Origin of the sequence: Terribacillus sp. FSL K6-0262 (genome assembly GCF_037977385.1) — a bacterium.
Lineage (GTDB): Bacteria > Bacillota > Bacilli > Bacillales > Amphibacillaceae > Terribacillus.
On the sequence record NZ_CP150277.1, the window covers coordinates 2,315,416 to 2,340,833 of the forward strand.

The 25,418-nt window shown below is 48.3% G+C and carries 26 protein-coding genes; 24 read left to right on the top strand and 2 right to left on the bottom strand.

Annotation, left to right across the window (positions count from 1 at the left end; all coding sequences use genetic code 11):
• The first annotated feature begins 29 nt into the window (after positions 1 to 29).
• The 4 genes from MHI54_RS11900 to glyA are packed head-to-tail and all read left to right on the top strand — an operon-like array spanning position 30 to position 3,636.
• Positions 30 to 1,406 carry a HAMP domain-containing methyl-accepting chemotaxis protein gene (locus MHI54_RS11900; protein WP_340081542.1) on the top strand — a complete coding sequence of 459 codons (1,377 nt, stop codon included), beginning with the start codon at positions 30 to 32 and terminating at the stop codon, positions 1,404 to 1,406.
• Positions 1,360 to 1,800 carry a ribose 5-phosphate isomerase B gene (rpiB, locus tag MHI54_RS11905; protein WP_095214186.1) on the top strand — a complete coding sequence of 147 codons (441 nt, stop codon included), beginning with the start codon at positions 1,360 to 1,362 and terminating at the stop codon, positions 1,798 to 1,800. The genes MHI54_RS11900 and rpiB overlap by 47 nt, the downstream gene beginning before the upstream one ends.
• Positions 1,801 to 1,814: 14 nt before the next feature.
• Positions 1,815 to 2,354, top strand: a complete 540-nt coding sequence (locus MHI54_RS11910; protein ID WP_198946005.1) for a TIGR01440 family protein — start codon at positions 1,815 to 1,817, stop codon at positions 2,352 to 2,354.
• Positions 2,355 to 2,400: 46 nt separating this feature from the next.
• Positions 2,401 to 3,636: a serine hydroxymethyltransferase gene (glyA, locus tag MHI54_RS11915; protein ID WP_340081543.1), complete on the top strand. Its 1,236-nt coding sequence runs from the start codon at positions 2,401 to 2,403 to the stop codon at positions 3,634 to 3,636.
• A gap of 135 nt (positions 3,637 to 3,771) precedes the next feature.
• Here the strand turns inward: glyA and MHI54_RS11920 are convergent.
• A protein-coding gene (locus tag MHI54_RS11920) for an IS1182 family transposase (RefSeq protein WP_340081544.1) occupies positions 3,772 to 5,123 on the bottom strand; the annotation gives its coding sequence in 2 pieces (ribosomal slippage) (positions 3,772 to 4,556 and positions 4,556 to 5,123; 1,353 coding nt in all).
• Between the two features lie 187 nt (positions 5,124 to 5,310).
• Entirely contained in the window at positions 5,311 to 5,520 is a 210-nt protein-coding gene (locus tag MHI54_RS11925) for a hypothetical protein (RefSeq protein ID WP_340081545.1), read from the bottom strand.
• A gap of 465 nt (positions 5,521 to 5,985) precedes the next feature.
• Here MHI54_RS11925 and upp point away from each other — a divergent pair, with 465 nt between their 5' ends.
• From upp to MHI54_RS12025, 20 genes are all read left to right on the top strand, one after another.
• On the top strand, positions 5,986 to 6,615 hold the full coding sequence (upp, locus tag MHI54_RS11930; protein ID WP_095214182.1) for a uracil phosphoribosyltransferase: 630 nt from the start codon (positions 5,986 to 5,988) through the stop codon (positions 6,613 to 6,615).
• On the top strand, positions 6,602 to 7,756 hold the full coding sequence (wecB, locus tag MHI54_RS11935) for a UDP-N-acetylglucosamine 2-epimerase (non-hydrolyzing) (protein ID WP_340081547.1): 1,155 nt from the start codon (positions 6,602 to 6,604) through the stop codon (positions 7,754 to 7,756). The genes upp and wecB overlap by 14 nt, the downstream gene beginning before the upstream one ends.
• 67 nt (positions 7,757 to 7,823) lie before the next feature.
• Positions 7,824 to 10,007 carry a S8 family serine peptidase gene (locus MHI54_RS11940; protein ID WP_340081548.1) on the top strand — a complete coding sequence of 728 codons (2,184 nt, stop codon included), beginning with the start codon at positions 7,824 to 7,826 and terminating at the stop codon, positions 10,005 to 10,007.
• Positions 10,008 to 10,453: 446 nt separating this feature from the next.
• On the top strand, positions 10,454 to 10,825 hold the full coding sequence (locus tag MHI54_RS11945; protein WP_095214179.1) for an ATP synthase subunit I: 372 nt from the start codon (positions 10,454 to 10,456) through the stop codon (positions 10,823 to 10,825).
• A gap of 21 nt (positions 10,826 to 10,846) precedes the next feature.
• Positions 10,847 to 11,575: a F0F1 ATP synthase subunit A gene (gene atpB, locus MHI54_RS11950; RefSeq protein WP_095214178.1), complete on the top strand. Its 729-nt coding sequence runs from the start codon at positions 10,847 to 10,849 to the stop codon at positions 11,573 to 11,575.
• Between the two features lie 34 nt (positions 11,576 to 11,609).
• Positions 11,610 to 11,816 (top strand): F0F1 ATP synthase subunit C, encoded by a 207-nt coding sequence (atpE, locus tag MHI54_RS11955; RefSeq protein WP_095214177.1) that lies wholly within the window; start codon positions 11,610 to 11,612, stop codon positions 11,814 to 11,816.
• Between the two features lie 179 nt (positions 11,817 to 11,995).
• On the top strand, positions 11,996 to 12,454 hold the full coding sequence (gene atpF, locus MHI54_RS11960) for a F0F1 ATP synthase subunit B (RefSeq protein ID WP_095214316.1): 459 nt from the start codon (positions 11,996 to 11,998) through the stop codon (positions 12,452 to 12,454).
• A gap of 3 nt (positions 12,455 to 12,457) precedes the next feature.
• Positions 12,458 to 13,003, top strand: a complete 546-nt coding sequence (locus tag MHI54_RS11965; RefSeq protein WP_340081549.1) for a F0F1 ATP synthase subunit delta — start codon at positions 12,458 to 12,460, stop codon at positions 13,001 to 13,003.
• Between the two features lie 18 nt (positions 13,004 to 13,021).
• Positions 13,022 to 14,527 carry a F0F1 ATP synthase subunit alpha gene (gene atpA / locus MHI54_RS11970; RefSeq protein WP_095214175.1) on the top strand — a complete coding sequence of 502 codons (1,506 nt, stop codon included), beginning with the start codon at positions 13,022 to 13,024 and terminating at the stop codon, positions 14,525 to 14,527.
• 61 nt (positions 14,528 to 14,588) lie between these two features.
• Positions 14,589 to 15,455: an ATP synthase F1 subunit gamma gene (gene atpG / locus MHI54_RS11975; RefSeq protein ID WP_095214174.1), complete on the top strand. Its 867-nt coding sequence runs from the start codon at positions 14,589 to 14,591 to the stop codon at positions 15,453 to 15,455.
• 23 nt (positions 15,456 to 15,478) lie between these two features.
• On the top strand, positions 15,479 to 16,873 hold the full coding sequence (atpD, locus tag MHI54_RS11980) for a F0F1 ATP synthase subunit beta (protein ID WP_095214173.1): 1,395 nt from the start codon (positions 15,479 to 15,481) through the stop codon (positions 16,871 to 16,873).
• Positions 16,874 to 16,911: 38 nt separating this feature from the next.
• On the top strand, positions 16,912 to 17,316 hold the full coding sequence (locus MHI54_RS11985; RefSeq protein WP_143594444.1) for a F0F1 ATP synthase subunit epsilon: 405 nt from the start codon (positions 16,912 to 16,914) through the stop codon (positions 17,314 to 17,316).
• A gap of 190 nt (positions 17,317 to 17,506) precedes the next feature.
• Positions 17,507 to 17,740, top strand: coding sequence for a DUF1146 family protein (locus tag MHI54_RS11990; RefSeq protein ID WP_095214171.1), 234 nt, complete (start codon positions 17,507 to 17,509; stop codon positions 17,738 to 17,740).
• Between the two features lie 76 nt (positions 17,741 to 17,816).
• A complete protein-coding gene (locus tag MHI54_RS11995) occupies positions 17,817 to 18,524 on the top strand; it encodes a YwmB family TATA-box binding protein (RefSeq protein ID WP_340081553.1) in 708 nt (235 codons plus the stop codon).
• A 33-nt stretch (positions 18,525 to 18,557) separates the two neighbouring features.
• On the top strand, positions 18,558 to 19,868 hold the full coding sequence (gene murA, locus MHI54_RS12000) for a UDP-N-acetylglucosamine 1-carboxyvinyltransferase (protein ID WP_095214169.1): 1,311 nt from the start codon (positions 18,558 to 18,560) through the stop codon (positions 19,866 to 19,868).
• A 165-nt stretch (positions 19,869 to 20,033) separates the two neighbouring features.
• Positions 20,034 to 20,858, top strand: a complete 825-nt coding sequence (locus MHI54_RS12005; protein ID WP_095214168.1) for a M55 family metallopeptidase — start codon at positions 20,034 to 20,036, stop codon at positions 20,856 to 20,858.
• A 13-nt stretch (positions 20,859 to 20,871) separates the two neighbouring features.
• Positions 20,872 to 21,807 (top strand): ABC transporter permease, encoded by a 936-nt coding sequence (locus MHI54_RS12010; protein WP_095214167.1) that lies wholly within the window; start codon positions 20,872 to 20,874, stop codon positions 21,805 to 21,807.
• Position 21,808: 1 nt separating this feature from the next.
• Positions 21,809 to 22,762, top strand: a complete 954-nt coding sequence (locus MHI54_RS12015; RefSeq protein WP_095214166.1) for an ABC transporter permease — start codon at positions 21,809 to 21,811, stop codon at positions 22,760 to 22,762.
• A 5-nt stretch (positions 22,763 to 22,767) separates the two neighbouring features.
• A complete protein-coding gene (locus MHI54_RS12020; RefSeq protein WP_095214165.1) occupies positions 22,768 to 23,757 on the top strand; it encodes an ABC transporter ATP-binding protein in 990 nt (329 codons plus the stop codon).
• 25 nt (positions 23,758 to 23,782) lie between these two features.
• Positions 23,783 to 25,408, top strand: coding sequence for a peptide ABC transporter substrate-binding protein (locus tag MHI54_RS12025; RefSeq protein ID WP_095214164.1), 1,626 nt, complete (start codon positions 23,783 to 23,785; stop codon positions 25,406 to 25,408).
• Positions 25,409 to 25,418 lie beyond the last annotated feature (10 nt).

A 25,418-nucleotide genomic window follows, 5' to 3' on the forward strand; every position in this document is an offset into this window, starting at 1 on the left:
AAATATCAGCATGGATGGTGGATTATGTCATGAAAAGCTTCAGTCTGCGTTTCAAACTGGCGATTTTCGCCACGGTTTTGGCATTGGTGACGTATAGTGTCAGTGCATTATTCATTTATATCGTGCACCCCTTTGTACAGCGATATTGGGATGTCGCCTCCCCAGTGCTCGTCCTGCTCACCCTTTTTCTAGGTGTGGTGTGGACCGGGATACTTGCCTTTTCAGCAGCGCGTTTCATTACGAAACCCTTGAAGGATTTGGAGAGGGTTGCAACAAAGGCGGCGGATGGCAGCCTGGATGAAGAATGGGAGGTTGTCCATTCCAATGATGAGATTGGTGCATTGGCAAGCGCCTTCCAAAAAATGCTCCATAACCTGAAATCGGTGATCAGTGACATCGATGCAAATGCAAAGGCGAATGATCAGTATGCCAAGCGGATTCAAAATGAAACATTGACTGCGTCTGAAAAGGTGATCGAGATCGATGAGATCATGCAGACTATGGCCGAGGGAGCTCAGTCTACCTCCGGGGCAGTCGGCAGTATTGTACAGTCTCTTGATAACGCTACGGCTTTGTCCGAGGATGTGCGTACAAAAGCGGACCATTCCCAGGATTTATCCAATGGCATGGTTGGGAAATTACACAGTTCGCAGGAAGTGGTAATGGATTTGGTGCATGGTATTCAGCGTATTGCCAAGAAGCAGGAGCATTCGATCGGGAATGTGAAGCAGCTTGAGAAGAATGCGTCGCAAATCGAGCAGATCATCCTCCTTGTCAGTGACATCGCAGAACAAACGAATCTACTTGCACTCAATGCTTCCATCGAAGCGGCGCGTGCAGGCGAGCAGGGCAGGGGCTTCGCAGTCGTGGCCGAGGAGGTCAGGAAACTTGCTGATGAAAGCAGGCAGGCAGCACAGGACATTTCCGTCAACATCAAGGAAATCCAGCAGAATATCGGACAGGTCGTGACGGAGATCGATGAACAGTTGGCGCTGGCCCGGAGTGAAGCAGAAAAAGGCTCCCAAAGCAGCGTAGTCATGGAGGAAATGACAGCTGCCATCACGCAGGTCGCCTCTTCGATCCGGGAGATAGGGAAGCTTACCCAGCAGCAGCGGGAAGAGATCGCTTCGGTTACGGAACAGTCCAAGGATGTGGCGCAGTTGGCAGAACAGGCATCCGCCGGTGCGCAGGAAGTGAGTGCATCTGTACAGGATCAAGCGTCCGTCATGCACAATCTTGAACAATTATCAGCATCGCTTGAGGAACAGGCAGGCAAGCTGAGGGATCAGATGAAACAGTTCCAGTTATCAAAACAAGCATCCGTACAACATGCGGAATTCGGAAGGAAGGATGAACAAAATGAAAGTGATTCTGACATCAGACCACGGTGGAGTAAATCTTCGTAAGGAAATTGCAGATCTTTTGACGGAGCTTAATATCGAATTTGAGGATACCGGCTGTGATTGCGAAGGTTCCGTAGACTACCCTGATTACGGGATACCGGCAGCGGAGAGAGTTGCAAGCGGCGAGTTCGATCGCGGTATCCTGATTTGCGGTACAGGAATCGGTATGAGTATTTCGGCAAACAAAGTACCAGGAATCCGGGCAGCTCTTGTACACGATGTTTTCAGTGCCAAAGCCACCCGCGAACATAATGACAGCAACATGCTGGCAATGGGTGAACGAGTGATCGGTCCTGGTTTGGCACGCGAAATCGTTCAAACATGGCTGGGAACGGAATTCACGGCGGGACGGCACCAGAACCGCGTGAATAAAATCACCGAATACGAAAACAAGTAAAAGCGAGGATGTACATGAAAGCAATCGCAGATCACACCAGGATCGTTGTAAGAGAGCTTGCATCATGCGGACATTTACATGAAGGGGATTTATTCCTGGTCGGGTGTTCGACAAGCGAAGTCGCCGGGGAGCGGATCGGCAGTGCCGGCAATATGGAAATTGCAGAACTGCTTTACCAGCAGCTGGAATGGCTGAAAAAAGAAACTGGCATAAATCTCGTATTTCAGTGCTGTGAACACTTAAATCGTGCTATTGTAGTAGAGAAGCATATCAGTCGGCAATACGGTTTGACCGAAGTTTCCGCGAAACCTGTTGCAAGAGCCGGTGGAAGCATGGCTGCTTGCGCTTATGAGCAGTTCGAGGACCCTGTATTGGTTGAAGATATCCGGGCGGATGCAGGAATGGATATCGGGGAGACGATGATAGGGATGCATCTGAAGCCTGTGGCAGTACCATTCCGTCTGAAACAGCGCTATATTGGCGGTGCCCGGATCAATACAGCCTATACAAGACCTAAACTGATCGGCGGCGCAAGGGCTGTGTACCCTGACTGACATCGGCGACGACATACATCAACAATACACGAGGAGGCATGTTTCGATGAAACATATTCAAGCGAATGATCCAGAACTATTCCAAGCTATTGAAGACGAGAGAGGACGCCAGCATGACAAAATCGAGCTGATCGCATCCGAGAACTTCGTATCCCAGGCTGTCATGGAAGCGCAAGGCTCCGTACTTACGAACAAATATGCGGAAGGCTATCCTGGCCGCAGATATTATGGCGGCTGTGAATATGTTGATGTAGCAGAAAATCTGGCAATCAACCGAGCCAAGGAAATCTTCGGTGCAGAACATGCCAACGTACAGCCGCACTCCGGGGCACAGGCGAATATGGCTGTCTATTTTGCCTTTTTGGAGCCAGGCGATACAGTTCTGGGCATGAACCTCAGTCATGGCGGCCATCTGACTCACGGCAGTCCAGTGAACTTCAGCGGTAAGCTGTATAACTTCACGGAATATGGTGTGGATCAGGAAACAGAGCAGCTGGATTATGAAGCAGTGCGTGCCAAAGCGCTCGAAGTGAAGCCGAAGCTGATCGTAGCTGGTGCCAGTGCCTATCCGCGTGCCATCGATTTTGCGAAATTCCGTGAAATCGCTGACGAAGCCGGTGCGTATCTTATGGTTGATATGGCGCATATCGCTGGTCTTGTGGCAGCGGGCGTACATCCTTCGCCAGTTCCTTATGCAGATGTTGTCACGACAACGACGCATAAAACATTACGCGGGCCGCGCGGCGGTATGATCCTGACAAAGGAAAAGTATGCTAAACAGATCGATAAAGCAGTTTTCCCGGCAATGCAGGGCGGTCCGTTGATGCATGTCATCGCAGCAAAAGCAATGAGCTTCAAGGAAATCCTCGATAATGATTTCAAAGCTTACGCACAGCAAATCGTCGATAATGCACAGAGGTTGGCGGAAGGTCTGACAAAAGAAGGCATTCGTCTCGTATCAGGCGGTACAGACAACCACTTGCTGCTGCTTGACGTGAGCAAGCTGGGTCTAACGGGCAAAGATGCTGAGCATGCCCTGGATGAAGTCGGTGTGACAACGAATAAAAACACGATTCCATTCGACAAAGAGGGTCCATTCATCACAAGCGGTGTCCGCATCGGTACAGCAGCCGTCACTACCCGCGGATTTGAGCTTGCGGAAATGGATGAGCTTGCCGGTATCATTGCCGATACATTGAAACATCATGATGATGAAGCCAAACTCGAAGAAGTGAGAGGCCGCGTCAAAGCGTTGGCTGATCGTTTCCCGCTTTATAAGTAAGCGAAAAAAGACAGCCGTGCACGGCTGTCTTTCAGATTGTAGAGAAATCCCAGTTTCTCTACAATCTTTTTTTATTCGATACTCTTCTGCTTTCTTTAAAGGGCTGTTTTATAAAAAAGATAGCCAGCCACCTACCTATCCTAGCTTTGCTAGGTGGTTGGCTATCTTTTTTATGTTCTGACAGGTCGCTGTCATCAGCGCCTGTTCCTGCACTTTTTCTCTTCCTCGTAACCTACAATAGCGAAGCCCGTGGAGTTGTTTCGCATCCGCAAAGCTTCGCTCTATCGTTTCTTTTCGCAATTTATATAATAACTTTCCTGAGTGGCTCAGGCGATTTTCCCGCACCCAATCTTTACTACCTTCCCAAACATGCCTTGTGATAACTTTTCGATGATTTCTTGATTTCGTACATGTGGCCAACAGTGGGCAAGCAGTACATTGTTTAGGGTCAGATGCGTATTCTTTATACCCTTCTCGATTTGTTGTTCGCAGAGGTAATGTTTGTCCGTTTGGACAAACATAATGATCTTTCTCTGGGACATACTTGAACTTCCATTTAGGCATTAATCCTTTAGTAGGATGAAAACGTCGGTGACCGATGACAGCGAAAATATTCTGTTCATTCAAGGCGTGACAGATTGGCGTAGTGAGATAACCGGAGTCCAGAGCGACAGCTTCCACATCAAAATTAAAGCGTTCCTTCTGTCGTTCAAGGCGCTCCAAATAAGGCCGTGAATCGTGCACATTTCCGGCCGTGACATGGACATCGGTAATAATATTATATTTCATATCCGTAGTTCTATGATCTAAGTAGAAAAAGCCTTCAGGCTTTCCTTCTCGATACATATAGCCACTCTCTGGATCAGTCGTGCTTTCTTTCACTACTTTCGTTTCTGTCACCTCCTCTCGTGACTTTAAAGCTTTTTTCCTTGTTTTGTACGTTCTTCTTGGATTGCTTTATCCAATTCTTCCTGATATGAACGAGTAGCTTCCTGTACTTCCTTCTTGATGAACTTTCTTTTATTCGCATTGGCTTTTAAGTGGGTGGAATCAGTGAATAAGACGCGTCCTCCAACCATACGATGCTTCATTGCCTGTTCTACAATTTCATCAAAGATTTGTTGGAAGATATCTGTGCCCTTGAATCGATTACAACGATTCCAGCTTATTGTAGAGTGGTGAGGGACTGGGTCCGTGAGTTTAAGTCCTAAAAACCAACGGTAAGCAATGTTTGTCTGGATTTCTTTCTCTAATTGCCTTTCGGAACGGATACCGAAAAGGTAGCCGATAAAGATCATTTTAAAGAGGACAAGAGGATCTAGGGAAGGACGGCCATTGTCCGCCGAATAATAAGGACGAACTTTTTCACGGATGAAGGAGAAATCTATGTGGGTTTCTATCTTACGCAATAGGTGGTTTTCAGGGACAAGTTCTTCTATAGTTACGATTTCAAGAGCTGTTTGGTCATTCTCTCTGGAATTTAACATCTTGGCACCGCCTTTTAGTCGTTTCTTCTATTATAAAAAAGTAAGAAAAAGAAGTGAACTCAAAATAAAAAGGCTGTCGAGACTTTCTCGACAGCCTGAAAGACAGCCGTGCACGGCTGTCTTTTTTTGTATGTGAATAAAAATTTGCTGGAGCAAGGAGCATGGGAGGATATTTTTGCAGAAGTTTTCATTTCATCGCTTTTGTCTCTTTCAGACCTTTACGCAATAAAAATAGGGAAATGCCGTAGACTATGATTGTGATTGGCAATAACATCGTCATGAAATTACGATAAACCTCCAATGAAAGAGATGGGGCGAATCGCCCAAAGACTTCCATGACGGACCATCCGATAGGGAAAATAACTGCTGAGAAGCTCATTGCTTTATAATTTGCCATTTCACCTTTCGTACTTTTAGATTCCTTCCTTTTGAAAGAACTGAAAATGATAGATAGAGCAATAAAATATAAAGGAACTACAATCAGCGCACTCATATAGCGGTGGACCCTCCCTCCTCATTTGTACAATCCAAATCATCAAAGTGATTCGTGAATTCCATTTATCTGGAATTGGCTATGCACTCCCAATATAACATAAAACCCTTCTATATTATGAAAATTTTACTTCATTATCACTCAACGCGGGGCATTTTCTGCTTTTCGGTTGATGTCCAGCTCCAAAAGCCAGGAACTGCGCCGGAAGCGATAAATCCCTGCGGAAGGAAAATGCGCCTACCTCCGTGCTTTCTGGCTTCCTTCTCCGTTCCTTACCGGCTTTTTCCGCTTTTCGGGTTTTCATTGCGTTCCTTATTCTCTTTCTGTATACTATTAAAGATTTGAATATTTTTAGAGGGAGTGTTCGGAATGGGTAATGTTTTTGTTTTGGATCATCCGTTAATTCAGCATAAGCTTACGTACATACGCGATAAGAATACAGGCACGAAGGAATTCCGCGAGCTGGTGGATGAGGTCGCGGCGCTTATGGCGTTTGAAATCACGCGTGATCTGCCGATGGAAGAGACTACGATCCAGACACCTGTCGTGGAAACGAAAACGAAGGTACTTGCTGGGAAGAAAATCGGTCTTGTGCCGATATTGCGTGCCGGTCTTGGGATGACAGAGGGTATCCTGCGTCTGATTCCAGCTGCTCGTGTGGGGCATGTCGGTTTGTATCGTGATCCGGAGACACTGCAGCCGGTGGAGTACTATATCAAGCTCCCTTCTGATATTGAAGAACGTGAATTGATTGTCATCGATCCGATGCTTGCAACGGGTGGATCTGCCAATGATGCTATCCACTCCCTGAAGAAGCGCGGGGCGAAACAGATTCGGCTGATGTGCCTGATTGCAGCACCTGAGGGCGTGGAAGTGATCAAGAAGGAGCATCCGGATGTGGATATCTATTTAGCTGCTCTGGATGAAAAGCTGGATGATCATGGCTATATCGTACCAGGTCTTGGCGATGCAGGGGACCGTCTGTATGGCACCAAGTAAAAAGAAAGTCATGCTAGTCTTCGGGACGCGACCCGAAGCGGTCAAGATGGCTCCGCTTGTGCTTGAATTGAAAAAGCGGCCGGAGCAGTTCGAGACGATTGTGACGGTGACGGCGCAGCAGCGTGAGATGCTCGATCAAGTCCTGGATATATTCGATATCAAGCCAGACCATGATCTGAATATCATGAAAGCACGCCAGAGCCTGGCGCATATCACAACCAAGGTGATGGAAGGACTGGACAAGCTTTACCAGGAAGCAAAGCCGGACATCGTTCTCGTCCATGGTGATACGACTACGAGTTTTGCGGCATCGCTGGCTGCTTATTATAACCAGATTCCAGTCGGTCATGTCGAAGCAGGCTTGCGTACATGGAATAAATACTCACCATTTCCAGAGGAGCTCAATCGGCAGCTGACCGGTGTGATTGCCGATTTGCATTTCTCCCCGACTGCCCAAGCCCGAAAAAACCTGCTTGAGGAAAATAAGGACGCAGAAACCATTGCGGTTACAGGAAATACGGCGATAGATGCTTTGAAGACTACCGTTGCACCGGATTATCGGCATCCCATCCTGGAGCAGGCGGATGGCAGACGCTTGGTGCTTGTCACGGCTCATCGGCGGGAGAATCTTGGTAAGAATATGGAGCATATGTTCACTGCAATCAGAAGAATTGCAGATGCACATCCGGATACACTGATCGTCTATCCGGTGCACTTGAATCCGGCTGTACGTGAAATAGCGGATCGGATCCTTGGGAACCATGAACGGATTCAGCTGATCGATCCGCTTGGGCTGATCGATTTCCATAACTTTGCTTCCCGGGCATACTTGCTTCTGACGGATTCCGGAGGCGTACAGGAAGAGGCGCCGTCCCTTGGGGTTCCTGTGCTTGTATTGCGGGATACGACAGAACGTCCGGAAGGAATTCAAGCCGGAACGCTGAAGCTTGCCGGAACGGATGAAGAAACGATATTCGATATGGCTGATCATCTGCTGACAGATGAACAAGCCCATGAAGAAATGTCACAAGCATCCAATCCTTATGGGGATGGACAGGCTTCGATACGAATCGCAGATTATCTCCAATATTATTTCGGGTTGCAGGCGGAACCTCCTGCACCTTTTGAACCAGCTGACTGAGTCAGCTGGTTTTTTTGTATAGGGAGTCATCACTCGTGCATCCTAATGGCACAAGGGGGGAGAGGCTGTGAAACGATTCAGCTTGTTGTTTATATTCGTATTCATCATGACAGGTTTCCAGCCGATTCAGGCAGCTGAGCAAAGGACAGTGATCATTGAACTGGATGAGGATGCAGCTGCCTATCGCAAGTATGTGGAACTGCATCACCCATTCATTGAAATCGTGGAAGAATTCGATACCCTGTTCCAGGGATTGGCACTCCGCGGGACAGATGCGCAGCTGCGTGTATTGTTTCAGAAGGGTCATCTCCTGCATATCCATCCTGTACAAACCTATGAGGCAACCTCGAGGGAAGGAGATATTCCTTTTGTGACACAGGAGTTCCTCGGATCAAAAGAAGCGGGTGTGACCGGCAAAGGGGTGAAGGTCGGCGTAATCGATACCGGCATCGATTACAAGCATCCTGATTTGAAGCGAAATTATAAAGGCGGCTTTGATGTGGTGGATTGGGATGATGATCCGATGGAGACAACGCCAAAAGAAGGGGAGGCAACCATCCATGGGACGCATGTCGCTGGTATAATCGCGGCAAATGGCCAAATGAAAGGCATTGCTCCCGATGCCGAGATATATAGCTATCGAGCATTGGGACCGGGCGGAACCGGAACATCGGTCCAAGTGATCGCAGCCATCGAGAAAGCCGTGGAAGACAAAATGGATATCATCAATCTATCCTTGGGAAGTTCCGTCAATGGACCGGATTGGCCGACAAGTCTTGCGGTGAATAAAGCGGTGGAAATGGGAGTGAGTGTCGTGACAGCCAATGGCAATGAGGGGCCAGCCAATTGGACGGTGGGATCCCCGGCGACTGCGACCAAGGCATTGTCTGTCGGTGCCATCACAACTCCCCAAAAATCAGCCGTTTTACATGAAAGCTTCCATAAGAAACTGATTCCGATAGTGCCGCTTCAAGGATCGGAACCGTGGCAGCAGCGCCGATCTTTGCCTATATTGGATGGCGGTACAGGAGAAAAAGAGCTTCCCGATGCAGCAGGAAGGATTGTCCTATTTAAAAGAGGGAAAATTCCATTTGCAGAAAAAGCCAGGGCGGCCGAGCGTGCAAATGCAGCTGCTGTCCTTATTTATAATGATGGAAGCGGTCCTTTGGAAGCTTCGATTGAAGATGGGAAGGAGCCGATATCCATTCCGGTTGCCGCTGTGACAAAAAAAGACGGCCAATGGCTCCTGGAAAATGAGGGGACTGTCCAGTTGGCGGCGAGGCAGATAGAGCTTCAGAACCGGATGGCCGCATTCAGTTCGAGGGGTCCTGTCACCAGGAACTGGGCAATCAAGCCGGAGATAGCGGCACCTGGGGCACCGGTTTGGAGTACCGTACCTGGCTCCGGCTATCAGGCACTGCAAGGTACCAGTATGGCTGCCCCTTATGTGGCCGGCGCGCTCGCACTGGTCAAGGAAGCACATCCGGAATGGACAGACGCGCAGCAAATCGGTGCGTTGCTGACAACAGCCCAGAAGCTCCTGAAGCCTGATGGGACACCCTATGACCCCATCGAGCAAGGCATGGGAAAAATGCAGCCGGCAAAAGCGATTGCCGCACCGTTGATCATCGAAAATCCATTGCTTCGGTTTGGAAAGTTCGATTCAAAGCAGGAAGCTGAGTATACACTGGTTGTCCATAATGTCAGTGACGTCCAGCAGCAGCTGCAGTTCGATTCTCCAAAAGCGGAGAGCGGAATCCGCTGGCAGCTGCCAATGAACGTTAAAGTGAATCCGCATGAAACAAAACGAATGAAAATCGGTCTTTCTGTCAATCCTGATATTCAGAAGGCTGGTTTGCATCAAGGCTATCTAGCGGCCAAGTATGGTAAACTGGAGCTGCAGCTGCCTTATTTATTTCTTGTGAAGCAAGCGGATTATCCGAAGGCGATGGGGCTCGAGATGGAATGGAAGCCTCTCGACCGGAAAGGTGAATATCGTTATCAGATCTATTTGCCGGAAGGTGCTGCTGAACTTCGGATAGATTTGTATGATCCGGATACACTTATCCATGACAGACGGCTTCTGATTAGAAAACATGTGGATGCAGGGCTGCTGAAAGGAAGCATGAGTAAAAGGGAGGCCGGGAAGCCCGGTGTCTATCTGGCAATGGTCCAGCTTCGCACAGAGGATGGAAAGTATGTGAATATCGAGCTGCCATTGTATTTGTCAGACCAGATGCTCGGTAAATAGTACAGACAAGTGAAGTATGTGTCACAGAATTGTCATATATGAGCTGTCGATAATCCTATATAATAGTAAGCGAAGGCCTATGCGTTTGAAGACGGATAGACCTTTGCTTATACGCCATAGTGGAAGCGCATCCAATGCTGTCATGGAAGGTAATTATTAACTTTGTAATTTATTTCACAATCTTGTATTGACACCATGAATAGGCCTATTGTATTCTATACATTGCGTGTGGTGGGCAGCTTGTATGATAAGTGAGGCGTGATTTGCGCGCAGCGTCCCTGTCGATCAGGCAATACACCGGCGCAGTAGAAGAATAATGGTGGACTAGCTATTATTATATACTTTTTATGGTTCGCAGGTTTATCCATCCTTCTTGTATTTGCCGCTTTCCATACATAAGTATCAAAGCAGTGAATGTATGTCTTAGACGCATGGGAGTAATGAAGATGCAGCAAGTCAATAAGATGATCCGTGCACGACAATACAAATGGATGCTATATCTACTGGCACTTTTGATGCTTGGGGCGGGCTTCACCCCGTACCAGCGCATTTTCCTCGGATTGTTTCTGGGGACCTCCGTCAGCTTCTTCTCCATGTGGCTTCTCCAACGGAAAGTAAGGCAGTTCACTGAAGCTGCCGCTACACATGGCAGAATACCGACCTTAGGCACCTTATCCCGCATGGCAGCGTCTGTGCTGGCAGTGATGCTTGCACTTCGTTTCGACGCTTATTTTCATCTTACTGCAGTGGTTATTGGTTTAGCTGCTGGCTACATCATTATCTTTATAGATAGTTTCTTCACGAGTTTAAAAGACTAGTAACGAAAGAGGTGAATTTAATTGAATCACGGATCACCAATGTGGAATAATGCATTCGGTATCGAATGGCTCGACTTCAACTTGTCGACATCTCTGATGACCATCATCTCCTCTGTAATAGTCTTTATCATTTGTGTACTGGGCAGCAGGAACCTGCAGCGCAGGCCTCGTGGATTCCAGAACGTGATGGAGATGCTAGTCGACTTCGTAAAGAAAGTGATTGGCGACGCAATGGACTGGAAGACAGGACAGCAATTCCTCCCGTTGGGTCTGACGCTTTTCATGTACATTTTTGTCAGTAACATGCTTGGTGTCATCGTCATGGTTGTAGTAGGCCACGATCTTTGGTGGAAATCACCCACATCCGATGCTGCAGCCACTATCACATTATCCACGATGGTCATCTTGCTCACCCATTTTTATGGAATCAAGATGCAAGGTGGAAAAGGGTACCTCAAGGGCTATCTCCGGCCGGTGCCATTCCTGCTTCCTATGAATTTGATCGAGGAAGTAGCGAATACATTAACGCTTGGATTGCGTCTTTTTGGTAACATTTTTGCAGGGGAAGTATTGTTATCCCTGATTGGGGAGTCCCTGGCTGGTTCCTATCCGCCATTTACGACGATCGCGGCAGTTGTGCCTATGGTCGCATGGCAGGGCTTCAGTTTATTCATCGGGACAATCCAGTCTTATATATTCCTTGTGCTGACGATGAATTACATGTCGCACAAAGTATCAAAAGCACATTAAAACAGTTTTCTTAAATATAAGGAGGAAATTTAACATGAGTTCATTAGCAGCTGCAATTGCAATTGGTTTAGCCGCACTAGGCGCAGGTATTGGTAACGGTTTGATCGTTAGCCGCACAGTAGAGGGGATCGCTAGACAGCCAGAACTTGCTGGAAGACTGCAAACTACAATGTTCATCGGTATCGGACTAGTAGAGGTCATCCCTATCTTCGCTCTAGTTATCGCGTTCATGGTAATGTAATTCACTTATCGCAAGTACTCTATAATTTGAATGAATGGCGAAATTCTATGTCTTGAATATTCGCCATTCTTTTTGTAAAGCCCGAAGGATCGGGAAAATGACAGTTCAGCTCGAAAGGAGTGGCACAGTTGCAAACACTTACGATTGGTGCTGCAGTAGGTGGATTACCTATCGGTAGCATGTTGGTTCAACTTATCAGCTTTATCATCCTGCTTTTGCTTCTGAAGAAGTTTGCATGGAAACCATTGATGAAAGTCATGCAGGACCGTCAGGAGTATATATCGAATGAAATCGATATGGCGGAAACAAGCCGCAAGGATGCTGAAGCAGCAGCAAAAACGGCTGCGGAAGAATTGAAACAGACGCGTGCTGAAGCACAGTCCATTATAGAAGAAGCCAGAAAAGCGGCTCAGCAGCAGGAAGAGAATATCATCGCTGCAGCACGCCGCGAGGCTGAGCGTCTGAAAGAGGCGGCGGTCGAAGATATCGCCAACGAAAAGGAAAAAGCGATGCAGGCATTGCAGGCACAAGTGGCCTCCCTTTCCGTACAGATCGCAAGCAAGATCATCGAGAAGGAAATTTCCTCCGAAGATCAGGATAAGCTTATCAGTGACTATGTGAAAGAATTGGAGCGATAAGCCATGCGTGATGTGACTATTGTAAAACGATACGCAGAAGCGCTATTCGAAGTGGCAGAGAACCGCGATATCGCGGAAACCGTGAGAACGGAATTGCACACAGCGAAACAAGTGGCACAAAACGATGCTGCCTTCCTCCGTTACCTGTCAGAGCCAAAGATAAGCTTGGATAAAAAGAAAGCATTGATTGAATCCAGTTTTGCCTCTGCAAGTATCGAAATTCGCAATACCCTGAAACTGTTATTGGATGCTGGACGCATCAGCAGCATCCCGCAAGTTGCGGATGCTTACGAAGCGCTGTATGAAGAAAAGCAGGGTACTGTCCAAGCAACAGTCCATTCCGTACGGGAGCTTTCCGAAGAAGAGCGCCGGACAGTGGCAGAGACTTTCGCGAAGAAACTCGGGAAGAAAACCGTTTCCATTGATAATAAGATCGATCCGGCACTGCTTGGCGGATTGAAAGTACGGATCGGCAATACCATCTACGACAGCTCGATTAAGAATAAGCTGACTCGTATCGAACGAAATTTAGTAAATGTGAGCAAATAAGGATAGAGGTGAGACCGCATGAGCATGAAAGCTGAAGAAATCAGCGCGTTGATCAAACAGCAAATCGAGAATTATGACGCTGAAATAGAAGTAAGTGATGTTGGCACTGTCATTCAAGTTGGTGACGGTATCGCACGTGTCCATGGCCTGGATAATGTAATGTCCGGAGAACTTATCGAGTTCGCAAACGGTGTCATGGGACTTGCACAGAACTTGGAAGAATCGAATGTCGGTGTCGTCATTCTGGGAGAATACAAAGGCATTCGCGAGGGTGATGAAGTTCGTCGTACAGGACGCATCATGCAGGTTCCTGTCGGACAGGAGCTCATTGGCCGTGTCGTGAATCCACTTGGACAGCCTATCGATGGCAAAGGCACGATCGAAGCGAGCAAGACACGCCCGATCGAATCCCCGGCACCAGGCGTAATGGATCGTAAATCTGTACATGAGCCGCTTCAGACCGGTATCAAAGCAATCGATGCCCTGGTACCTATCGGCCGCGGTCAGCGTGAGTTGATCATCGGTGACCGTCAGACTGGTAAGACTTCCGTTGCAATCGATGCAATCCTGAACCAGCATGACCAGGATATGATTTGTATTTATGTGGCAATCGGCCAGAAGGAATCGACTGTACGCGGTACAGTAGAAACCCTTCGCAAGCATGGTGCCCTTGACTACACCATCGTAGTTGCAGCAGGTGCTTCCGATCCTGCACCATTGCTTTACTTGGCACCTTATGCAGGTGTGGCAATGGGTGAAGAGTTCATGTATAACGGCAAGCATGTCTTGATCGTATATGATGACCTTTCCAAGCAAGCAGCAGCATACCGCGAGCTTTCCTTGCTTCTTAAACGCCCGCCGGGCCGTGAAGCATTCCCGGGGGATGTATTCTACTTGCACTCCCGTCTATTGGAACGTGCGGCTAAGCTAAGTGACGCCAAAGGCGGCGGTTCCATCACAGCCTTGCCATTCGTAGAGACGCAAGCTGGCGATATTTCCGCTTATATCCCGACAAACGTCATCTCCATCACTGATGGACAGATTTTCTTGCAATCCGATTTATTCTTCTCCGGTGTACGTCCTGCGATCAACCCAGGTCTTTCCGTATCCCGTGTAGGCGGATCTGCACAGATCAAGGCGATGAAGAAGGTTGCCGGGACATTGCGTCTTGATTTGGCTGCATTCCGCGAGCTTGAATCATTCGCACAATTCGGATCTGACTTGGATGCTTCCACACAAGCTCGCTTGAACCGCGGGGCACGCACAGTGGAAGTTCTGAAGCAAGGCCTGCATGAGCCGCTTTCTGTTGAAAAACAAGTGACGATCATCTATGCGCTCGTAAATGGCTACTTGGATGATATCCCTGTTGAGCAGGTTGTCCGTTTCGAGAAGGAATTCCATACGTGGTTCGCAGCTAATAAAGCGGACTTGCTGAAAGGTATCAGAGAAACCGGGAACCCGGCTGATCCTGAGCAGCTGAACAATGCTATCGAAGAATTCAAGAAGACATTCGTCGTAAACTAACATTTTCTATAAATTCCGGAATGCTGCACGTATTCCTTAGCGAAGGGAGGCTGCATGCGCCTTGGCATCCTTAAGAGATATCCAGAGCAAGATAAACTCTACCAAAAAGACGAAACAAATTACGAAAGCGATGCAGATGGTTTCAGCTTCCAAACTGACTCGTGCTGAGCAGAATGCAAAAGCTTTCGTACCATATAGTGAAAAAATGCAGGAAGTCGTGTCGCAGATCGCCGCATCAGGTGATGCGACACATCCAATGCTGCAGACACGCGCAGTCAAAAAGACAGGTTATTTTGTCATCACGGCTGACCGCGGTCTTGCTGGCGGTTACAATAACAACGTCATTCGTGAAGTGTATCGTACCATCCAGCACCAGCATGCTTCTGCGGATGAATATACGGTGATAGCTGCCGGACGATTCGGCCGTGACTTCTTCAGGAAGAATGATATGCCGATCGCCAAAGAAATCATCGGATTGCCTGATCAGCCTGATTTTGCTGATATCAAGCAGATTGCATCCGAAGCGGTGGAAATGTTCCTGGAAGAGGAAATCGATGAATTGGTATTGTTCTATAACCATTTCAACAGCGCCATCTCCCAGGAAGTGACTTCCCAGAAGCTGCTTCCATTAACAGATCTTTCTGCGGAAAACGGTCGTTCCGTACAGAGTATGTACGAATTCGAGCCGGATGCAGAAGGAATTTTAAAGGTATTGCTGCCTCAATATGCCGAGAGCTTGATTTACGGTGCGCTGCTAGATGCGAAAGCAAGTGAGCACGCAGCCCGTATGACAGCGATGAGAAATGCGACAGATAATGCCAACGAGCGGATTGATGAGCTGACACTTACTTATAACCGTGCACGTCAAGCAGCTATTACACAGGAAATCAGTGAGATTGTCAGCGGAGCGGCTGCGCAGCAATCTTAAGAATACAGATAGGAGGGATCCAGATGAGCAAAGGTATCATTACACAGGTTATGGGTCCGGTTGTGGATGTACGTTTCCCGAACGGCCACCTGCCTGCCATCTATAATGCACTAGTTGTCCAAGTGAACGAAACGACTTCTTTGACTTTGGAAGTGGCACTTCATCTTGGTGACGACAGTGTTCGTACAATCGCGATGTCTTCTACGGAAGGCGTACAGCGCGGAAAAGAGGTAGTGGATACAGGAGCGCCGATCAGCGTACCTGTAGGGGAAGCTACACTAGGACGTATTTTCAACGTATTAGGTGAAACGATCGATTTGGATGAGCCTATCCAAGGTGAAATCAAGAAGGATCCGATTCACCGGGAAGCTCCGGATTTTGAGAATCTGGCAACAGAAACGGAAATCCTTGAAACAGGTATCAAGGTTGTCGATCTGCTGGCTCCATACATCAAGGGTGGTAAAATCGGTCTCTTCGGAGGTGCGGGTGTAGGTAAAACCGTACTTATCCAGGAACTGATCAACAACATCGCGCAAGAACATGGCGGTATTTCCGTATTCGCTGGGGTTGGTGAGCGTACACGTGAAGGAAACGACTTGTACTTCGAAATGAAAGATTCCGGCGTTATCTCAAAAACAGCAATGGTCTTCGGTCAGATGAACGAACCGCCTGGAGCACGTATGCGTGTAGCCTTGACTGGTTTGACAATGGCAGAACACTTCCGTGATCAGGAAGGTCAGGACGTATTGCTGTTCATCGATAATATTTTCCGTTTCACACAAGCAGGTTCCGAGGTATCCGCATTGCTTGGCCGTATGCCATCTGCAGTAGGCTACCAGCCGACGCTTGCCACAGAAATGGGGCAGCTTCAAGAACGGATCACATCCACGAATGTCGGTTCCGTTACTTCCATCCAAGCTGTATATGTACCAGCCGATGACTATACAGATCCGGCTCCGGCTACGACATTCGCGCACTTGGATGCAACTACGAACCTTGACCGTAAGCTTTCCGAGCAAGGTATCTACCCTGCGGTGGATCCGCTGGCTTCCACTTCCAGAGCATTGGATCCGAATATAGTCGGCGAAGAGCATTACAATGTAGCGCGTCAAGTACAGCAAACATTGCAGCGTTACCGTGAATTGCAGGATATCATTGCGATTCTGGGTATGGATGAGCTTAGTGAAGAAGATAAACTTGTCGTTGCCCGTGCGCGTCGCGTACAGTTCTTCCTTTCACAGAACTTCCACGTTGCCGAGCAGTTCACCGGCCAAAAAGGTTCTTATGTACCTGTAAAAGAAACAATTGCAGGCTTCAAAGGAATCCTGGAAGGCAAATACGATCATATCCCGGAAGATGCCTTCCGCCTTGTTGGACGTATCGAGGAAGTGCTTGAACAAGCTGGCGTCAACCAGTAAGCAGCAATCATGCAATAGTAGGATAGGAGGGGCTCCTGATGAGTACCGTAACAACAAGCATTGTTACTCCTGATGGTCCTGTTCTGGAAGAAGACTATGAAATGGTTAGCTGTACAGCGGAAAATGGGGAACTCGGCATCCTGCCGGGCCACATTCCGTTGGTGGCACCATTGAAGGTTAGCTCGGTTCGTCTACAGATCCAAGGTCGTACGGATTGGGTTGCTGTCAGCGGAGGATTCCTCGAGGTCCGTCCTGACAGGATCACAATCCTTGCTCAGTCTGCTGAAAGAGCAAGTGACATTGATGTGGACCGTGCAGAACAGGCGAAGCAGCGCGCTGAGAAACGTCTGCAGGAAAAGCAGGCCAACTTAGATAAAATCCGCGCTGAACAAGCGCTTAACCGGGCAATCAATCGATTAGATGTCGCAACGCATGCCCGTTAAAGAAAAACAGCATTCCTGTCGGAATGCTGTTTTTTTTACTTGATTTCCTGGGCAATAATGATGGCGGACAATGGCATTTGCCGTTATAATTTGTAGGAAAAGCGTTTAATGGAACGGAAATTAGGATAAGAGGGTATTACATGTCTGACCTAGCAGCATGTACCTGCTTATCCGCAAAGGAGTGTAAGTTATGTTTGCTGTTTTAGGGCAGGACGCGCTGCTTGGGATAGCTTCCCATATTGCGTTCATGGCAATTACTTGGCGTATTTTGATGGGGATCAATGTAGATGCGTTGATAAAGAAGGGAAAAGTCTTCGAAGCAAGGATGCTGGTTATCTTCCTGACCATTGTCATCGGAACGACTGTCAGTAATGCGTTCCTTCAATTGGTCGGCTGGACCAAACAGCTTCAGTATCTATTCTAGTAATCTAGCAAGCATGTATAATCTCCATCTCCTGTGTTCATACTGTTTCTAAAATGGACGGACAGGGGAGAAAAAAATGAAACATTATCTTGCATTGATCGTAGTATTCATTATGTTGATCGGCAATGGTTTGGAGTCCCAAGGGGCGGGGATAGCTGAGGTATCAGAGGATTTGGATCGCATGTATACTGTCCTGGAAAGTGAAGGAACAGAGCTGCTTTCTTTTGAAATCACCATACGTGAGGCAATCTCCCAGGATGATTTGGAAGCCTATCTGGCAGACCTGGATGAAGCAGGTCCCATTTATGAACAAAAAACGGATAAAGCTTCTAAATTTATAGTACATACCCCCCATAAACAACACTCCATTGACGAACATATATTGTTGGTAGTACCTACAGATAAGGAATACCAGGCTGAACTCATCTACACAATTTCCGGTTCGGATTGGACGGATAAGGTACACCATTATGTCCAAGACAAGACGGCTGCTGCAGAATCACGATTTTTCACCCAGGATGCGACAAAATTCGCTTGTCTCAAAGCGGGTTTCGATGATAAAATAAGCGGTGGTATTTTGTTTCAGAATGTCATGGAAAAATTAGATGTTCAACCACTAACGAATATGCAAGATAACGTTTACACTACGACAACAGGGCATACAACACAATTGAAGGCCAGCCGTTCCTTGGCAGACAACATGAATATCCAGCTTGCGCTGCATGATGGGAATGGGCAATCAACCGTAACTGTAGGAACGCCTATCATAACGACTGAATATTAATATAGTGAAATTGGACGCGGAGGAGAATGAAACTTGGAAAAAATCATCGTCCGTGGTGGAAGGCAGCTTAAGGGATCTGTTAAGATCGAAGGTGCGAAGAATGCCGTACTGCCTGTCATCGCAGCAAGTATAGTTGCTAGTAAAGGAAAAAGTGTTATTCATAATGTTCCGGCTTTAGCCGATGTTTTTACGATCAATGAAGTATTGCGCAGCATGGGCGCAGAGGTTGTATTCGATAATGGAACGATCTCTGTCGATGCCGCCAAGGAGATGACGACGGAGGCACCTTTCGAATATGTTCGGAAGATGCGGGCGTCTGTATTGGTATTAGGCCCATTATTGGCTCGTTTCGGTCATGCGAAAGTGGCACTGCCGGGCGGCTGTGCAATCGGTTCCCGGCCTATCGATCAGCACCTGAAAGGTTTCGAAGCGATGGGTGCGAGTGTGCAAGTAGGCAACGGTTTTGTTGAATTACGCTCTGAAGGACGCCTGCAGGGCGCTAAAATATATCTGGATGTGCCTAGTGTAGGTGCTACAGAGAACATTATCACAGCAGCTGCATTGGCTGAAGGAACGACTATCCTGGAGAACTGTGCGAAGGAGCCTGAGATTGTCGATCTGGCAAACTATCTGAACAAGATGGGTGCAAAAATCATAGGTGCTGGTACGGAAACAATCCGCATCGAGGGTGTCGAAGAATTGACTGGCGCTGAGCATACGATGATTGCCGACCGTATCGAAGCCGGTACTTTCATGGTTGCTGCAGCAATCACACAAGGCGATGTCTTGATTGAAGGCATTGAGATTGAACATGTGCGTGCTGTTGTAGCCAAGATGGAAGAAATGGGTGTCATCATCAAAGAAGAAGCGAATGGCATTCGCGTCATCGGACCTGAGAAGCTGACTGCGACAGATGTCAAAACACTGCCTCATCCAGGCTTCCCAACCGATATGCAGTCGCAGATGATGGCTTTGATGCTATGTGCAGAAGGTACCAGCATCATCACTGAAACGGTATTCGAAAACCGTTTCATGCATGTGGAGGAATTCCGCCGCATGAATGCGAAGATCAAGATCGAAGGCCGCAGTGTCATCATGGAGGGCCCGACAGATTTGCAAGGCGCCGAAGTGGCAGCAACAGATTTGCGTGCCGGAGCAGCCCTTATTCTGGCAGGATTGATCGCAGATGGTTATACTCGCGTAACCGAGTTGAAGCATCTGGATCGCGGATATGTGAATTTCCATGGCAAACTGCAAGCGCTTGGTGCAGATATCGAACGGGTGAATGACGAAGTGTTCGAAGAAGCAGCCGCAGCCACAGTGGAAGAAACAACAACATATTAAGTGAAAACCGATAAGTCTCTTTGTTAAAAAGAGGCTTATTTTTTTTATCTTTTGTCAGAAGATCTTACCTACAAATTGGTAATTCTTCTTCCTAACAGTATAGGGCTATGCTATAATTATTTTGAAAATTCACCTAATATAGAAATTTTAAAAGAGGGGGATGGGATGAAGATATATCTGTCGGTAGACATGGAAGGGATCGTTGGTTTACCGGATCATACATATGTGGACAGCTCCAAACATAATTATGAACGGGCAAGGCGGATAATGACAAGAGAGGCAAATGATATCATCCAAGCAGCCATGGACGCCGGTGCAGAATACGTCCTTGTCAATGACAGCCACTCTAAGATGAACAATCTATTGGTGGAGGAGCTGCACGAAGAGGCTTATTTGATATCTGGAGAAGTGAAACCGCTTTCAATGATACAGGGATTGGATGCAACATTTTCGGGAGCGATGTTTACCGGCTACCATGCACGGGCAGGTCAATTCGGGGTCATGTCCCATAGTATGATTCACGGGGTCCGCAACTTCTTTTTGAATGATGAGCCAATCGGCGAGCTTGGGTTCAATGCATATGTTGCAGGCCATTATGGTGTTCCGGTCCTCTTGGTCGCGGGTGATGATCAAGCATGCCTGGAAGCAGAGCAGCTCATTCCTCAAGTGGTGACTGTCCCGGTCAAACAGTCATTGTCGCGCTCTGCAGTCCTGACGCTGACACCAAAAAAAGCCGGGAAGCTTCTTCGGGAGAAGGTGAAAGAGGCGATGGGGAAAGCGGCCGCTGCACAGCCGCTCGTCCCGCCGGAGAAAATTGTCCTGCGGATCGAATTCACCAATCATGGACAAGCGGAATGGGCACAGCTGATGCCTGGCACGTATTTGGAGCCGGGAACGACCATTGTCGCTTTTCCTGCCGCAGACATCATCGAAGCGTATCGCGCCATGCTCGTCATGACGGAGCTGGCAATGCATACGACCTTCAGTTAGGAGTGGAGAGCTTATGGGAATGTATCTGATTCGCCGTTTTTTTATCATGATTGCGACCATTCTCGTCATCGCGACATTGACATTCATCCTGATGCACAGCATACCGGGCAATCCGTTCACGACCCAGGATCGAAGCACCAGTGAAGCTGTCCAGGAGAATTTGAATGCGCATTATCATCTGGATGAGCCGATGATCGTCCAATATGGTATCTGGCTCAAATCACTGGCAACTTTTGATTTCGGTCCCTCCATCAAGCAGCCGACTGAAACAGTGAACGATTTGCTGGGGCGCGGGTTTCCGATATCGGCAGAGCTTGGCATGTGGACAATCACGATTGCGCTTATTTCCGGTATTACATTGGGCGTCCTGGCAGCATTGAAACATAATGGCATCATCGATTATATTGCGATGACATTGGCTGTATTGGGCATTTCGATACCGAACTTCATCCTGGCAACCTTGCTGATCCAGCAGCTGGCTGTCAATCTGCAGCTGCTGCCGGCTGCGACCTGGTCCTCACCGATGCATATGATCATGCCGATCATCGCTTTAGCGACAGGTCCCACCGCAATCATCGCCCGGCTGACTAGATCCAGCATGCTGGAAGTGCTGACGCAGGATTATATCAAGACTGCGCGGGCAAAAGGGTTGTCTCCGGCAAAGATTGTCATCAAGCATGCCTTGCGAAATGCGCTGATGCCGGTAGTGACGATTCTTGGAACATTGGTGGCTGCCATTTTGACAGGTACGTTCGTCATCGAACGCATCTTCGCCATCCCCGGCATGGGAAAGTACTTTGTTGAAAGTATCAATAACCGGGATTATCCGGTCATTATGGGTACGACTGTATTTTATAGTGCCTTCCTCATTTTCATGCTCTTTTTGGTAGATGTGGTGTATAGCATCCTGGATCCGAGAATCAAGCTGCATAAGAAAGGAGGCAGCTGAAATGGAGCATCCGAATAGACCGATCGAAACGACGGCCCGGCACGTGCCGGATGAATGGTTCCGGCCAATCGAGAAGGATTTGAAAAAAGCAGAAGAAGTGGCCCGGCCCAGTTTGTCCTTTTACAAGGATGCCTGGCTCCGATTGAAGCAGAACCGCTTGGCTGTCACAGGGTTGTTCTTTTTGATTGTGCTCATCCTGGCGGCAATCTTTGCCCCGATTTTCTCGCCTTATTCCATTTCGGAAGGGGCGCTTGCCAACCAGAATCTGGCACCATCTGCTGCGCACTGGTTCGGGACGGATAATCTGGGGCGCGATGTGTTCACCCGGCTTTGGCATGGGGCGCGTGTTTCCTTGTTTGTCGGAGTCGCAGCTGCTTTGATCGATTTCTTCATCGGCATAATCTATGGCGGCGTCGCTGGGTACAAAGGAGGACGCACAGATAGCATCATGATGCGTATCATCGAGATACTTTATGGACTGCCCCATCTGCTTGTCGTCATTTTGCTGCTGGTGGTCATGGGACCGAGCTTGTTCACCATCATTGTGGCACTGACGATCACCGGCTGGATCGGCATGGCCAGGATCGTCCGCGGTCAAGTGATGCAGCTGCGCAGCCATGAGTATGTGCTTGCCTCCAAAACATTGGGAGCCAGCACCGGTCGGATCATCCGCAAGAACTTACTGCCGAATACGATGGGGCCGATCATCGTGCAGATAACATTGACGGTTCCATCGGCAATCTTCGCTGAAGCGTTCCTCAGCTTTTTAGGACTTGGTATACAGGCTCCGAATGCCAGCTGGGGATCGATGGCAAACGATGGTTTGTCCGCCATCCTTTCGGGAGATTGGTGGCTGTTATTCTTCCCGGCATTGTTCATCAGTTTGACGATGTTTGCCTTCAATGTACTGGGTGATGGCTTGCGGGATGCGTTCGATCCGAAGCTGAGGAGGTGATTGGAATGGAAAAAATACTTGAAATCAAGGACTTGCATGTTCATTTCTCGACATATGGCGGTACTGTCCAGGCAGTCAGAGGTGTGAATCTGTATTTGAATAAAGGAGAGACGCTGGCGATTGTGGGAGAATCGGGGAGCGGGAAAAGTGTGACAAGCAACAGCATCATGCAGCTCATCCCAGCTCCATCAGGCAAGATCGTCCAAGGGTCCATTCATTTCAAAGGCAGGGATTTGGTACAGACCACCAAAAAGGAAATGCGGGGCATACGCGGTGTCGATATATCGATGATTTTTCAGGATCCGATGACAGCTCTCAATCCGACTTTGACTATCGGTGATCAGTTGACGGAAGGATTGAAGCAGCACGCATCAATCAGTAGTGAAAAAGCAAAGGAGAAGGCGCTGGAAATGCTCCGGCTTGTCGGTATCACCAGCCCGGAAAGCCGGCTGAAGCAGTACCCGCATCAATTCAGCGGCGGGATGCGGCAGCGGATCGTCATTGCCATGGCATTGATTTGCGAACCGGATCTGCTGATTGCCGATGAACCGACGACTGCACTCGATGTGACGATCCAGGCGCAAATCATGGAATTGTTCAAGGAGATCCAGGAAAAGACAGGTGTATCCATCATCCTTGTCACGCATGATCTTGGTGTCGTTGCCAGGGTAGCGGATCGTGTTGCTGTCATGTATGGGGGGAAGATTGTAGAGACCGGCAATAAGGACGATATTTTCTATCGTCCGCAGCACCCTTATACCATCGGTCTGCTGCAATCCGTACCGCGGCTCGATATGAATGACGATATGCTGCAGCCGATCGATGGGACGCCGCCGGATTTATTCGCACCGCCGCAAGGCTGCCCATTCACAGCCCGCTGTGCCCATGCGATGCAGGTTTGTGCAAGGGTCCATCCAGCGACCAGCCATCTTTCCGATTCACATCAAGTGGAATGCTGGCTGCAAGATGCACGTGCCAAAAGGCAGCCTGTCTGATCAAATACCAGAGGGGGAAAAAGGGATGAAAAGAAAATGGAAATTATCTACTGTAGCTTGTCTTGCTGCATTGATGCTTTTGCTGTCTGCGTGCACAGCGAATAACAGCGCTGGCGGCAGCGGTGATGGGGAGGGCGGAGAGGATAAAAAAATCCTGCGCCTGAATAATGGTCAGGAGCCTACATCACTTGATCCTCCAGAAGGCTTTGATAGCGTTTCGTGGGTGATGGTAAATAACTTGATGGAAGGGCTGACACGCCTTGATGAAAATCATCAGCCTCAGGCTGCCATTGCAGAGGATTGGGAAGTAAGCGATGATGGGAAGGAATATACGTTCAAGCTGCGCGATGATGCGAAATGGTCGAATGGGGATGACGTCACTGCCAATGATTTCGTTTATGCTTGGAAGCATATGCTCGATCCGGAGCAAGCATATCAGCCTGCATTCCTGGCGTATGTGATTGAAGGAGCGGAAGCATATAACAGCGGAGAAGGCAGTGCCGATGATGTTGCCATCGAAGCAGTCGATGATAAAACGCTGAAGGTGACACTGACTGCACCAACTGGCTATTTCTTGAATCTATTGACGAATCCGGCTTTCTTCCCGGTCAATGAAAAGGTTGCCGAGGAAAATCCGGAATGGTTCTCCGAAGCAGAGACATATGTAAGTAACGGGCCATTCAAGATCGATAGCTGGTCGCATGATAAAGAGCTGATCATGGTCAAAAACCCCGAATATTGGGATGCAGACACCGTGAAGCTTGATCAGGTGAACTGGGCGATGGTTGCTGACCGGAACACCGAATATCAAATGTATCAGAGCGGTGACCTGGACAGATCGTCCATCCCGGCCGATAATGCGAAAGAACTGATGGAAAGCGAGGAATTGGTGACCGAGGTACAGGCAGGCGATCAATTCCTGCGCTTCAATGTACAGAAGGAACCATTTACGAATGAAAAGATCCGCAAAGCCTTTGCGATGGCAATGAATCGTGATGATATCGTGCAGTATGTCCGTGGCATCGGCGAACAGCCAGCACGCGGTTTTGTGCCATATGGGTTCGAGACCCCGGATGGCGCAGATTTCCGTGAAGAGAATGGCGATCTTGTCCAAGATGATCCAGCCGAAGCAAAAAGGCTGCTGGAAGAAGGGATGGCTGAAGAAGGCTGGGAGGAGCTGCCGGCTGTGACCCTTACTTATGGCACCAATACAGAAAATGAACGATTGGCTGAAGGCATCCAGAGTATGCTGTCGGAAAACCTTGGTGTGGATGTCGAGCTGCAGACAGTTGAATCCAGTGTATTCAGTGAAGAGCAGACGAAATTGGTCTATCAATTATTCCGCGGATCCTTCCTTGCGGATTACGGCGATCCCGTCAACTTCCTGGAAAGCTTTACAACTGATTCTTCCTCCAACCGTACAGGCTGGTCCAACGAAGAATACGATAAGCTGATTGCTGATTCCAAAAAACAAACCGATGAGACAAAACGTTTCGGGATGCTGATGGAAGCGGAAAAGATCTTGATGGATGAAATGCCGATCGTGCCGCTGCACTTCTACCAGCATGTGTATTTGCAAAAGACGAATGTGAAGAATATCATCATGCACCCAGTCGGCTACTTGGAGCTGAAATGGGCTGATATTGAATAAGGAAGAAGGA